16 protein-coding genes are annotated in these 13,069 nt (G+C 39.0%); all 16 read right to left on the reverse strand.

What is annotated here, in order from left to right; all coding sequences use genetic code 11:
* Position 1 precedes the first annotated feature (1 nt).
* The 16 genes from RM049_RS33055 to RM049_RS33130 all read right to left on the reverse strand — a co-directional run bounded on the left by RM049_RS33055 (position 2) and on the right by RM049_RS33130 (position 13,052).
* On the reverse strand, positions 2 to 205 hold the full coding sequence (locus RM049_RS33055; protein ID WP_322707192.1) for a hypothetical protein: 204 nt from the start codon (positions 203 to 205) through the stop codon (positions 2 to 4).
* Positions 206 to 219: 14 nt separating this feature from the next.
* Entirely contained in the window at positions 220 to 1,272 is a 1,053-nt protein-coding gene (locus tag RM049_RS33060) for an SAM-dependent DNA methyltransferase (RefSeq protein ID WP_322707193.1), read from the reverse strand.
* Positions 1,232 to 1,582 carry a hypothetical protein gene (locus RM049_RS33065; RefSeq protein ID WP_322707194.1) on the reverse strand — a complete coding sequence of 117 codons (351 nt, stop codon included), beginning with the start codon at positions 1,580 to 1,582 and terminating at the stop codon, positions 1,232 to 1,234. The genes RM049_RS33060 and RM049_RS33065 overlap by 41 nt, the downstream gene beginning before the upstream one ends.
* Positions 1,579 to 2,262, reverse strand: coding sequence for a hypothetical protein (locus RM049_RS33070; protein WP_322707195.1), 684 nt, complete (start codon positions 2,260 to 2,262; stop codon positions 1,579 to 1,581). The genes RM049_RS33065 and RM049_RS33070 overlap by 4 nt, the downstream gene beginning before the upstream one ends.
* A gap of 62 nt (positions 2,263 to 2,324) precedes the next feature.
* On the reverse strand, positions 2,325 to 3,164 hold the full coding sequence (locus tag RM049_RS33075) for a ThiF family adenylyltransferase (RefSeq protein WP_322707196.1): 840 nt from the start codon (positions 3,162 to 3,164) through the stop codon (positions 2,325 to 2,327).
* Positions 3,152 to 3,748: a Mov34/MPN/PAD-1 family protein gene (locus tag RM049_RS33080; RefSeq protein WP_322707197.1), complete on the reverse strand. Its 597-nt coding sequence runs from the start codon at positions 3,746 to 3,748 to the stop codon at positions 3,152 to 3,154. The genes RM049_RS33075 and RM049_RS33080 overlap by 13 nt, the downstream gene beginning before the upstream one ends.
* Before the next feature lie 2 nt (positions 3,749 to 3,750).
* Entirely contained in the window at positions 3,751 to 4,473 is a 723-nt protein-coding gene (locus tag RM049_RS33085; RefSeq protein WP_322707198.1) for a hypothetical protein, read from the reverse strand.
* The gene (locus RM049_RS33090; RefSeq protein ID WP_322707199.1) at positions 4,470 to 5,198 is read right to left on the reverse strand and encodes a hypothetical protein; all 729 of its coding nucleotides are present in this window, start codon (positions 5,196 to 5,198) and stop codon (positions 4,470 to 4,472) included. Before RM049_RS33090 ends, RM049_RS33085 begins: the two co-directional genes overlap by 4 nt.
* A 43-nt stretch (positions 5,199 to 5,241) precedes the next feature.
* The gene (locus RM049_RS33095; protein ID WP_322707200.1) at positions 5,242 to 5,664 is read right to left on the reverse strand and encodes a hypothetical protein; all 423 of its coding nucleotides are present in this window, start codon (positions 5,662 to 5,664) and stop codon (positions 5,242 to 5,244) included.
* Between the two features lie 5 nt (positions 5,665 to 5,669).
* Positions 5,670 to 6,164, reverse strand: coding sequence for a hypothetical protein (locus tag RM049_RS33100; RefSeq protein WP_322707201.1), 495 nt, complete (start codon positions 6,162 to 6,164; stop codon positions 5,670 to 5,672).
* Positions 6,165 to 6,166: 2 nt separating this feature from the next.
* A complete protein-coding gene (locus RM049_RS33105; RefSeq protein WP_322707202.1) occupies positions 6,167 to 7,165 on the reverse strand; it encodes a bifunctional DNA primase/polymerase in 999 nt (332 codons plus the stop codon).
* 73 nt (positions 7,166 to 7,238) lie between these two features.
* Entirely contained in the window at positions 7,239 to 7,457 is a 219-nt protein-coding gene (locus RM049_RS33110) for a hypothetical protein (protein WP_322707203.1), read from the reverse strand.
* A gap of 29 nt (positions 7,458 to 7,486) precedes the next feature.
* A complete protein-coding gene (locus RM049_RS33115) occupies positions 7,487 to 8,233 on the reverse strand; it encodes a hypothetical protein (protein ID WP_322707204.1) in 747 nt (248 codons plus the stop codon).
* A 104-nt stretch (positions 8,234 to 8,337) separates the two neighbouring features.
* Positions 8,338 to 11,055, reverse strand: a complete 2,718-nt coding sequence (locus tag RM049_RS33120) for a DEAD/DEAH box helicase (protein ID WP_322707205.1) — start codon at positions 11,053 to 11,055, stop codon at positions 8,338 to 8,340.
* A gap of 197 nt (positions 11,056 to 11,252) precedes the next feature.
* Positions 11,253 to 11,717: a hypothetical protein gene (locus RM049_RS33125; RefSeq protein ID WP_322707206.1), complete on the reverse strand. Its 465-nt coding sequence runs from the start codon at positions 11,715 to 11,717 to the stop codon at positions 11,253 to 11,255.
* 432 nt (positions 11,718 to 12,149) lie between these two features.
* On the reverse strand, positions 12,150 to 13,052 hold the full coding sequence (locus RM049_RS33130) for a M48 family metallopeptidase (protein ID WP_322707207.1): 903 nt from the start codon (positions 13,050 to 13,052) through the stop codon (positions 12,150 to 12,152).
* Positions 13,053 to 13,069: the final 17 nt, after the last annotated feature.

Raw genomic sequence — 13,069 nt, forward strand, 5'->3', positions numbered from 1 at the left:
TTTATCTCCTTGTTCGTTGGGGTTTAATTTCAAGCATTTTATTAGTAAGTTTGGTGACATTAGTGACTTTCCAACCAGCAAGCTTGCACTTAGTAACTGCTAGTTCTAATTCTTGCTGTGTAAGGATTTTGTATGTCACATACTTTCCCCATTTAGGGAAGATGTATGTGACATACCTAGCTTCATCAATTTGGCAGTATACCATACGTTTGTAGTACACTATGGTTTAATTATTTTGATTATCCTAGTAGCTACATTTGTAGGGTTATTTGAACTCAAAAAGGCATCTTTATCTACCAATTCGACATAGCTATTATTGCTCTGTAACCACTCTTTGAAGCTTTGATACTTCCGGTTGAAGAAAACCGATTCAGGTACGACTGAAACTAATACACCACCTGATATAATTAACTTCCAAGCTTGATAGATATGCTCGACAAGTTCGCAAAATGGAGGATTCATGATACAGGCATTGTATAAATGACTGGGGTTAAACTCCAGAAAGTTTTTCCCTACGAGATTAAATCCTTTGAGTTCTAGAATTTGTCTTAGGTTGTAATTCACTTCAACTACCTCTATTTGAACATTTGGGTAAGTTAGAGTGATATACTCAGCAATATTTCCGCTACCAGCACTAGGCTCTAAAATTCGCCAATTTGGTTCAATATCTGCCAAATGAACAAGTCGCTGACAGATTGGTTTAGGAGTAGGAAAGAAATCTCCAGATTTCATGCCAATGATTTCTAACTCAAGCTTATTAAGTTGTTGCTTGGTAGTATCAATTGCTTCAGGTTTTACTACCTGTTGAATTTCTGTTATTGCTGATATAATCTCGCCTGATGTATGTAACCCCGCGCGACTGAGAGATTTTACCCAGTCTTGGTAATATTCGCCTTCTAGTATTTTTTGGACTTTCTGGCTAATTTCTCCACTTTTAGAAATTCTAAATAGCACTTCCACCTGTGATTTACGAGATATACCGCGTAGTATTGGTGGGATATTTCCTATTTCCCACATTTGTGCGATCGCAAATAGCCAAGACTGGATAATCTCAAGTTCAATTCCTTCTTGGATTATCCCTTGAGCTATGGTTTTACGGCGCTTGGTTGCCCTTTGATTCCCAATAGCAGGATTTTTCTTTTGGTCAATAGTTGACTGCATTGAGGCAGCTAGCTTACGGAGAGCTTCTGCTTTTTCTAAGTTAGGAATATTGAAAATATCTAGTGATGAGTTATCCTCGTTGTAAGACAGATTCAGTAGAGATAGTTGCATTGCTAGATTCCTTTAAATCTTTAACGGCGCATTTAAGAATTAGGGAGGTTGGTACATTCCAAGTTTTTACCTCCCATTCAGTAGCTAATCTTTCTGAATGACGGACAACTGCACTACTACATTTGTTTTTTCTTACAAGCCAATCTCTAAACTTTTCGGCTTGTTCTTTGGTATCGAACCCAAAATAGCTGGTTTTCCGGTTTCCCAAGAAATCAGTAATAGTTGCTACCCGACGTGAGAGAATATTGAGCGTCCAACCACCGTTAGAAGTGAGTTCGATTTTGGTGATATTTAATTCTGTTGGATTCATAATTCCACTTCAGGAATTGTTGCTAAATATTCCGTAGTTGATATTTCTCTTGCCAGCCATTTGTCATGTGCTTCTTGAGGAGTCATTGTGTTGGCTAAATGTTTCTTTTCATTGTTGTCTCCTATAAAAGGAGCGAGTGTTTCTTCTAACCGTTCTTTGAAAGCCAAATGTTTCTTATCAGAGTAAGTAAACTGGTAAATGCTATCAGTGTTGACGAACAAGTAAACTAGGCTAATTTGCTCTAATGGCATTCCAGTTTTTTCGTGTATGAGAAATAACCTCAATTGGGTTTGCCACTTGCTCTCAAGGATTTCAAATTTCAGAGGTTTTTGAATTGTCCAGTCAAATCCAACTACTTGATTTTCACCATAAATAATGAGGTCACACTCACTATAGAGAAGGATATCGTGATATAAATATTGAAGTTGGGCGCTCCATTGTTTGTCTCCAAGGATGTTTAGAAAAGGTTTTACCTTATCGACCCAGTTATTAATTTGGGGGTATTCCTTTAATAAGACTTCGACTGGTAGCCCTAACCCAATTTGTTGCATGACGAGATGAAACTGACCTCCAGCAACTTCGGATTCACTTTTCACAGTGAGATTAGAATAATTTTTCGTCGATAAACCCTCTGGATGATGTTCGGCTAACTCAAGTGTTTTGTGATTGAATCTATTCATAAAAATATATCCCAAATTTGTTTTTTGGGATAAATATGCGTGAGCTATTTGTGGTGATTTGTCTACGGTATATAGTATTTTTTCAGATTATCGATACTTGCGTATAAACTTCGGGTTGACATTGCTTTGAGGTCAAAATAACTGGCAAACTTTTTCAAACCCCCGGTGAGGGTTAATTCTAGTAAGTACTGGGCTGCGATCGCACTCGTCATTTTATTGACAAATAGCGACTGATAATTTCGTGCTTGAATTTCCGCACATGAAAGGTTATTGTCTATGAGTTCTTCCAGTTGAGGAACTAACAATTCCGGGTGAACCAGCGCCGGGGAGGGAAGATGCAACCAGAATTTAGGTTTGTCTGGGTTATTGGCAGCTTGAACTATATCAAAATTAGAGTGCGTTCCAACTACTACTTGGCCGGAGTGGTTGCTGTTTCCACAATCCAGCCAAAATAGCGATGCCGGCTCATTTGCACTGTTCAGTTTGAGAACTGAGTGAATTTTGCTCCTGGCGGCGCTGTTATCCACACAACCAATAATTACTGTTAGGGTGTTCCATGAATTGGTGGCGCGAATCATATCTTCTTCAAACCAGTCGCAAATCGCTGTAATCTCAATTCCATACTTAGCGCTGCATCTTGCAACCAGTGTTTCTACCTTTGGTAGTCCAATTTCAGCTTGTTGATAATTTTGGCGGGTGATATTTTTAAGTTCAACAGTATCGCCATCAACGATCGTAAAGTTAATTTCTTTCCCCGTGCGCTGGAGTTGCAGGATAATTCGACATAAGTCTTCTGCAAGAAACCCCCCTGTTCCTCCTGCTCCCACTAAGACGAAGTTGATACGGGTATGATTGCGAGGTAAGACGGGTAAAGCTTGTTGGTAAGCAGTTAATTCGAGCATTTTACCTGTGGCGGAAGTTCAAATATTTGATTGGGGTTGATGTCGAAAAAGTGATTGTATATCCCGATGCGGGTGTATATTGTGGGAATGGTATTCAGTGTGCCGATGATCGCGAACACTCGAAATTTGCCTTTTTCTTCCTGATTGTCTGCACTTGAAGGGTAAGCAGCTAGAGTTCCATGACTGTGCATTTCCACCAACCCATCTGTATAGCTTTTATCGAGTGCGCTTTCTAAAGATAGGACGTGAGTAGAAGACGCAGTTTGCAGTGGCGTGTGACACCACCATTGGTTGGTTGTTACTCCCAAGTAGAATAGGATTTCCTGTTGGGGGTTGATACTGGCAGTATTGATAATATTCATGATTATTTGGCTGGGGACTTTTGGGACTTTCAGGCGAAAGTAGGGTTCAAGGGGTTGGAGTCCAGCAACTTGAGTTTGAGTAACTTGCAAGCAAACCTCTAACTCACGGCGGTGCGATCGCAAGAAAAGTCCATTTGCTGCCAGCCAGTATTCTTGAAGTTTTTGGCTGTAGGGAGGAAAATTATTACTTGTAACGAGGTGATAACCGATAAAAGCATTCATGGCTAACTGAACAGGTGGTTAATAATGTCTTCTGGAGTTGTGACTTTCCAGCTATGAACGGAAACAAGGTCACTTGAAGGGTAAGATTTGGGTTTAGACTCGTGCAATTTGATTAGCTGGTTGCAGATATTGTCGGGATGAGTTTTTGACTTGCCTTGGGACAAGTCCTTATTAAAGAGTGATTTCCAGAACAACTCCCAAGTTTGGCTTATATTTGCAGCACTGCACATACCGGGAGAATTTCCCCCAAAACAAATACCAGAGTCGTCCCAGACGTTAGGTAGAGGTGGCTTGTACAGTTGTGCGTCTGGTTTAAATACCCTTCCTTTAACTGCCCACAGGTAATATCTACTACCGCATCCAGCAAAGAGGAATGCAGGCATGGGGATAGTAATTACTTTAGTTTCCTGTCCCATAATTTGAATTTGATATTTTTGGGGAGAGTAAAACTGAATAATTGCCTCTCCCTCTGGATTTTTACCCCACCAAATCGTGTTGCTAGAAAGCCATCCAGATGTAGCAGTTTTACTTGTGAAGGCTTTCTCTACTGCTTCGGGGGAAAGAAATTTGTACTTAGATTTTTTCCCTTCGTGTTCGACTAAGATAAACTGTCCTTTGAGGATAACTAACTGTGCTAGTAAATCATCTTGGGGAATATTTCCAAGCAAAATTTGCGATATACTTTCTAAGTTAATTATTGGTAAGATATTTGTATCTACATTCATGATTTTGATGCTTGATTCCAAATTTTGACTGCTGCTTTCCGAGCAGGAAGGGATGTTTCTAGCAAGTGGGTAAGCTTATTTGATTTTTCCATCATCGAGACGGCTTCTTTCCACTTTTGACTGAGAAACATAATATTTTCATAAGTCCATTCCAGCCAATCGCTTGTTTCACACGTAACATCTAGCCAGATATTTTCAGTCGAGTAATCTATAATTCGTATGCCTGCATCTAAATATTGAAGAGGACTTTTGTAACGACGGCATAGCTTGACAAGTGTCTCGAAGTAAATTTCTTCTGCTAGAGCAATGTAATCAGGAGTAAAACCAAAGTTTAGTTCCCATTGGCTTATATTGTACCCTTGCCCCATCAACGACAGCAGGAACTTTTCTGAGTATTCTAGTTCCTCGAAATCTTCATACCACCATTCAACTTTTTGTGGTGACACAGGAATACTATTATGTTCAGGACTAAACTCAATCTCATCGATATATTCTATCGGGAAGAGATGATCATTCACCAGTTGAATAAATTCAATTTCTCTATCCATATAGGCACTTGCTGGATGTGATTGTTTATCAATATGAATGGTTGATTCTAGCCATTGTTCTGGGAATATTTTTTGATACAGGCTTAAGAGATTTACTCGTTCGGAGAGATTTTCTAGATAGATAATTGCTGTTAAACAAGTAATGGGTATTTTGAATGATTGTATGTTCGCAAGCATAATTAATCAGCCGCCATAACTCATGGCGGCTATAAATTTGTTATTACAGTACGGGATATCTACTCGTAGTAGCAGGTTGATGCTGAAGACTTCGAGTTACTTTTTCGATGTAGGTTTCCCAATTTTGACCGAGCTTGATAGCTTTTTCTATCTCAGGCTGTAGGGTAATTAAATTTTCGAGACTAATTTGATTTTTTATCTCCAGAAGCTTTATCTGCCACCCTAACTTTAGTGCAGGATTTATTTCTTCAGAACTATTTTTCAATTCTCTGAATTGACTTCCCTTAGTACCTGCTTTTTTTACCAAACGAATTGAAACCGTATCATCAGTTGTTTGTCGTTCAATTTCGGCATTAGCATATTCTGGAAAGTAGACGCTAATGGCTGTTTTGAGGGTATTGTCATCTTGGGCGATCGCCTCATCAAGAGGAATTTCTTGTCCTTCGATAATCGCAATGTACTTCATAGTAATTAAAATAGTGACAGTTGGTTGTTAGGCGCGGGTGTTTTGTCTTTATCTTCAGACAGGTTACGCTTTTGTACTTGTCTTGATTGTTCCTGTCTATTCTGATGTATAGTCTGCTTTTCCATCCTTTGCTTGCAGATATCTAACATCTCTGGGAGAGATTTTTCTAAATCCTGTAGCAAGTTATTGATGACAGGATGAGATGTTATCTCAGTAAGGTTAATTATCTTGATAATTGGAAGTGCGCCTTGGATTCCAATTGAGACAATTACTGTTTCAGAATTTGGTATTATTTGAATGGTTATTAAGGTGGTTTTTGTGTCAGAATCGCCTAAATCTATCTTCGTACATGAATCTTGGTTTATAACTTCAGTGTTTACTAATTCATCTAATGTTTCTTCTAAATCGCTATTATCCTGAATATCAGAATTAAAATCTCTACTGCTATAACTGTCTTCAAGGTTAGTTACATTCTCGTCAGGTGATATTTGACTGCTCATGATTAAGAGAGATTGGCTAATCTAAATAAGGTGCGGATAGTAATACCTGTCTTGTTAAAAGACTGCCATTTGTAGGCGCATTCGCCTGATTTGTACTTAGGAGAAAGTTGGCTCCAAGTGTCCCATGCTTTAAATAAAATGGGACTAACACTATGAAGTGCCATTCCGACTTGAATCCACGAGTGGTAATCATCTGCAAATCGAGGGTGGATAACTTCGAGTAGTACAAGTGCGGTTTGGATATTTGTCTCGATTGAGGGAATTAAATGAGCGTATCTGTCTACCCCATATCTGCGGTTATATTTTTCTTGGGGTAGGTTAAACTTTCTTGCTTTCTCCTGTTTGGCAAGCATCTGAGCAATTACCCAGTCGGGGGCTATTTCTATTTGGCGCTCAGATGGACTACAGCCAGGAAGCCATCTGTAATTTCTGCCCTCTGGGTGAAAGGAAGGGGGAAGGATTGAGGCTAGATTTTTGCCTCGAAACTCCAAGTGTTCATCCTTCCCAGTTTTGATTTTGCGAGATTTTACCTCCCAAGCTTTTGAATTTGGGATAAGGTACAAGCGCTGGCTCCGATATTTCCTCCCAGAGCTAAATGCAATTGTGGGAGGAAGGTATTTTTGAGCGCGTTCGTGTAACGACTCCATAGGAGTATCGCGTGCTTCGACGGGTATTACCTGATTAAGTTCTTCTGGTTCTGTATGTTCGTTAATTTGGATAATTTGTCGCCAGGAGGTTTCGCCGTCGCAGTCAATAGCTACTAAATATCCTTGAGGATGATTAGAACCGCATACCAAGGCTACACCAGTGGGGGTGATCAATCTGTTATTTGTCCAAACTTTTAGGCGGCGGCGGACGAGTTCGGCTTGTAGTTCTCTGGGAGAGTAAGTATTTTTTTCCCATTCTTTCCCTAGAGGACGTTTACCAAAGGTAGGGACGATTCGCCATTCTTCGGGTAAGTTGTCAAGCGAAGATACCAAATGACGGATTTGGGCGTGCATGAATTCATGTGGCTAATTATTTCGATAATTCATGCACAGCTGCGTTAGTGACTGTGGTGGTTTGATATTATAATTACGGTGCTAACTGATGGCCTGCTTCAACTAGCTTGGCAAGGGTATTTTGGTCAAACGCTTTGATACTAGATACAAATTGTTGCCACTGTTGCCATTTCTCCTTTGAGTAAGCATGATTGGGATCAAAGTTGCAGACTTCACAGAATTTATGAAAGTCAGCATTCCAATGAAACATGCAAATGCCTGTTATTAAATAATTGATTTGTTGGTCGCTCATGAGTGATATTTCAGCTTCTGATTTCTGTTTTAAGCCAACCTTTTGTTCAGGGCATTTTCGACTTGATAAGTTCCAAGAGTACAGTTTGTATTCAATGGAAACTTAGGAAAATCCAGATAATTATTCATAGTTTTTGTTACCTTGCACAGTACCATTATCCCCTCCTTACTCTTCTTTTTTTGATTGTGGTAGTAGCTGATAATCTCAAACTCATTGTTACCAGCTTCAAATCTCCTTCCTTTATATTGGGAGATAGCCTTTTCCCAGTCTGGCTGCCAGAGCATGAGTGTATCTATTGCCATTGCTCTAATAACCGGGTTATCTACTTTAAGAAGGATATCTGGTAAGTAATGGCATTGTTTGGCAATTACTTCTCGTGCGTAATTTATCAACCAATACTCAGCTTCCCTTAAAAGAGCTTTTGATTCAATATTTTGGCATACTTCATCGTAAACTTTAGACATTAAATATGCCCTTTGTTCAAAAACCATCCCGTTGGTTCGCAGTTTTAAGTCTGATGGATAATTAATCATCAAGTCAGTAAGTTCATCACTGATTTTGGGAAGAGGATATTTATCATTTTCTTGCTCTTTGGGATGGGATATTTTTACTTCGTATCCTAGATTGACAGCATGATTGATAATAAAATCGATGTTATTAGACTCAACAAAATCTCCTAACTTAAAATCTGTTTCTAGGAGGAGATATGTTGGTGCATGGAGAATTTGAAACCGTTTAGGATTTTGATTAGAATCGGCTAATAGTTCGATGTACATTGCTTATTCTCACAAAGTTTCATAAATCTTGTGCGTAAGCGATGTATGTGGTTTAATTACTGAAAAAGTAATCCTACCCATCTTGGGTAGGACTATCTTAATTATTAATTAATGGTTCTTGTTTGTGTAGGATTGATTATTTCCTCCAGTAGAGATAGCCCAACTGATTTAAACAGTGCTTTGTTATCATCAGGGCAGCGTTGAATTGTTGTACAAGATGAGCAGCCGTATTTGCAAGGGCAATTATCTACTAGAAACTTTGCCTTAAGAAAAGCGGTTTCTAAATACTTGACGAGGGTATCGCACATACCTGTACCGTGTTCGCATGTATCGAAGAAATAGCCTACTATGTTATGATTTGATGGTACTTCGATTAACATGAAATCAATATCTCGACTGTTTGCCCCATGTTCGACAAGTGGTAAACTGAGCATGAGTTGATGTGCGAGAGTATGAACGCAAATCTGAGTTTCATTGCTTTCAAATAGCTGTTTCTCTTCATTGGAAATATATTTCTGTTTGTTGAATATCTCTTTTCGGATATTTTTGACGATGGCTGAAAAATATTTTCTTGCATCAGCGTTAATTTCAACCCTAACGCAGAATGTATTGTAGTTAAGAGCAAATGCTTCCTTATATTTATTTTCCTCCAAGAGTTCGACAAATTCTCGTTCAATAAGTTGGGTATTGCAAGCAGGACAAGTTTGTATGTGTCCGGGTAAATTTGAATTGAAGTTGCGACATCTGTTATTAGTGCAAGTCCATTTTTGTTCAAGCCTGTACAAGTTGTACCCGTAAATTTCTTCTTTGATTTTGGCTGAAACAGGTGTAAATCTAGCTGCCCCTTGGGAAAGATTGATAATTTTGGCTTCCCCTGCAATTTTGATTTCCTCGAAATTTAGGCTTCCTTCGGGACGACTAAATAAGTTAGTTGCCTCAATTGGCTTGAGAATTGCTTTCCCTTCGGTTAAATTTAGCTCTTGTGATTTATACTGTACGGGGTTGCCGTCAAAGTCTTGAGCAGGATATATAGCACCAGGGTAAACTTCTCGTAGCGCAGATGATGCCGAACTTTCCTCAAACTCTTCCGCGCTATCTTGATTGACATAACTGATGTTTTGGTCAGTGTTACCTCTGAATTTAATTTTTGAGTGGACATAACCAAGGTTTCGATTAGTTGTCAGTTTTTGGTTATAACTGAAAATTAGTTGATTATTACCGATTAGCTGTCGTGCAATCGCATCACCAGAACTACCAAAATGTCGAGCAATTTGAGCTTGTGTCGGTTTACTTTCTTTGCAACAGGCGAGAATGTGCTGCTCCAAAATTGTTTCATAATTGTGGTTAAAGTTGATAATTTCTGGAGGGTCAGATAAGAGGCGTTCCGGGTGATTAGCGTAGTAAGAATCCATAATCGACCTTTTCGACGGGATAAATACTAATAGCCCTGCTTCTTGCCTGCCTGCACGCCCCGCCCTTTGGCGAAAGGCAAGAATTGAGCCTGGGTAACTATGTACGATAGTTGCATCAATAGACCCGATATCCAGACCCGCTTCTAAAGCACTCGTGGATATAATGAACTTGACCTTTCCGCCCTGTATATCTGCAATAATTTTGTTACGCTGATTTGCCTTCATGCTGCCATAAAATGCTGAGATGGTTTCTCCCATGTGGGGCAGTTGCATCTCCACTAAAGCTTTACGAATGGCATTAGTTAAAACCTTTACCAGTTCTCTACTATCGCAGAAACAAATCCCGACTATTCCTTTACTTACAAGCATGGCTGCAACTTGGGCAGTTTGGTAAAGAGTATTGTTTCGTGCTTTGAGGCTAAGGAAAGTAATCTCCGAGCGTTTTGCCCCACTTTGGTCGATAATAGCAAGGTTGCTTTGTTCTACTCGATTGGATATCTTCTGGGCAATTTCGCTGCTGTTACTAATTGTTGCAGAAGCAAATATGTACTGTAATTTAGAAATATTATTGCCAGCAGATTCTATCATTAATTGAGTTCGCCGATTAAGTAGGGCAAAGTGTGAGCCAAAGATGCCTTGATAGAAATGCGCTTCATCACAGACGATGATTGAAATTTTTCTGATTGTTTCTCTAAATCCCCAGTTTGAGTCAAACTGATAGTTGTTCAGTTCGTGGTTCCATACATCGGGTGTCACGCATAAAATCGAGGGTTGATGACTATAAAGTTGTTTGCGCTCCTGGGGAGGAATATCACCATTGATATTGAGAATTTTAGGGCGAATTTCTTCATCCAGGTGGCTAACAAACGAGCGGATTTTCTCTACCTGATCAAATGCAAGTGCTTTCAAGTTAAAAAATACTAAAGCTGATTTACCTTTTAGGCACTCGTGAACGATTGGAATTAAAAAGGAGATACTTTTACCACTACTGGTAGGAGTTTGGAGAATGATATCTTCCCCTTTTTTGTAAGCCTCCCATGCCTCGACTTGATGAGAGTATAGTTGCGTAATTCCTGACTGACTCAGGGCATATTTAACTAGAGGGTGAATATCATCTGGTATGGGACAAAGTTTAGCTTCTTGAGCAGGAATTATATCGCAACTTTGTAGTTTTCCTGAGCCATCAAGAATAGCTGCTATTTCTTGGTAGAGAATACTTTTACCTGTTGGTGCTTGGTTAAGAGGTAATAAATTACCGCTATTTACCTCCTGCTCCCAGTCAAAAATAATTTGATTTACACTTCCCTTTTTGAAGTAAAGATTTTTCTCGATGATGGCGGCGATATGGATAACACCATGTTCTTTAGAATAAACCTGTTTATTTGCTTGTAACCATTCAAGCTGGGTCATAAAAAGTTACCTACTTGCTGTTTTAGCAGGTAGGCGTTAGTCAAAAGTAGTGGTTTTTGTTATTGCCATATTAGCTATTGAATCAAGCTTGAATATTGCTAAGTATAGTGATAACTATTAGATTAGAGAAAAAGGCGCAAATAAACGAACCTTACTAGTGTCACTTTACGCCTTTTATGTGCAAAAAGCTGCGGCTCTTACTGGCCAAATACGCCAAGGCCGTAGTAGCATAGTTTGGAATCGCAATTTGCCATATCAATTCGGACTCGATATGTACCGTTGCGGTAGGGAGTTACACCAATGGCGGGAATATCATCATCTTCCAAGTCTGAAGCAATCAGATTTCCCCGATCATCATACAATGCAATATCCAAGTCTTGGCAATCGCGATCGCATACTCCCACAATGCCGTATGACTTACCCGCACTGAGATTGATGGTGATATAATCGGAACTGTCATGAGACAGTGTATCAATATAAGGGTCATGGGTTTGACTATAGCCACCAAAACCAGCAGTGACCATAGCTCCCATTAATTGCATACCAACTTCATTGAGATATTCGTCGTCATTAGCACGAACTAGAGTAGGTGCGATGAAAAGCGAACAGAAGATACTAGAAATAGCAGCTACAGTACCAAGTAATTTTGTTTTGAGTTTCATAATTTCAGCTTTCCTTCTGGTTGTTTTACGTGTGATTTTTGAGTGCTTTACGGTCAAGTCTGCGTTGTTACTCAAGCACGGTGATTTTGTAGAAACATCAGTTTTTGCATTTCCACAAGAGAGTATTTAATTGGAAATTCTCATTTTTTAAATGGTTGGCATATTTGCAACATTAAATGTTTATTAAATTTGATTGTTTTGTAGTTGATAAATTTCTCTACCAAACTAACTGGTGTATGATATGAACATAATTTGATCGACGCAGATAGAATTCTGAACCCTTTAATTACACATACGAATTCATCTGTGTAAGAATACGCAATTTATGAGATGTTTTTCTCAAATGTCCTTGAGGAGTAGGAAAAAAATGAGGTTCATATCCCCGATTTATAGGAAAAGTCGAGGATATTGCCTTGTTCGCACCCATTATATTTATCGTGAAACAAATCTGGAGTTGATTCGCAAAGATACTCCATCTTCTGATAAATCTAATTTTAATGGTTGGGGATTATTTTTTAATTGCTCATTGCCATCTATCCATAAAAGAAACAAAAAATATTTATTCATTACCTGCTTTAAAATATTAATTCTTTGTTGTGTCGGTGGATGGCTGCTAATTTCTGTGTAGTCTGAAGGTAAACGCGAAAACAGGTTTAAGACTCGCAAACCCCCATTTATATCATAACCAGCCTTAATCATATACGTGTAACCAATTTCATCGGCTCGAAATTCATGCTGGCGACTTAATGCTTGCATGGTTCTATCAAATCCTTGTTTTTTCTGGATAATAATTCGTTGTTTGATGACATCTTTTGTAGCAGGTGATATGGGAGTTTTCGATTTTCTCCGTTCTTGTGCAATCCAATTGTTATATTCTGCTTCTGCTTCTTTGAGTAATCTTTCTTTTAAACTAGCTTCGGCTTCTTCTTGCTGTGCTGAATGGCGTTGTGTATGGTGGGCTAATTCATGACTGATAATAAAAGCTAAGGCTGCATCATCACCATGTATTTGGTCTAGCAAGCCTTTGTAAATTACAATTTTATTTAACTCACCAGCGTAGGCATTGATATTATATTCATCAGTGATTTGTAAGCGCCAGGGATGGTCATCAAGTCCATTAGCACGAATTACTCTTTCTGCTACGCTGTAAACCCATTGTAAATTAGTCTTTTTAGGTTGTACTAGTGGGAGAGAGGTAGAAGAGTTTGTAGTAGTTGACAGTGATGGTAATGGACTTACTGCTTGCGCGAAACTTGGTGTATTTAAGTTTAGTAAAAAGCTGCTACCAAGACCTAATGTGGTGAAAACGATGTTGCGAATGTATGAGGATGCCATAATCGTAAACGCCTATT

This window comes from Nostoc sp. DedQUE04, assembly GCF_034530995.1.
Taxonomy (GTDB): Bacteria; Cyanobacteriota; Cyanobacteriia; order Cyanobacteriales; family Nostocaceae; genus Nostoc.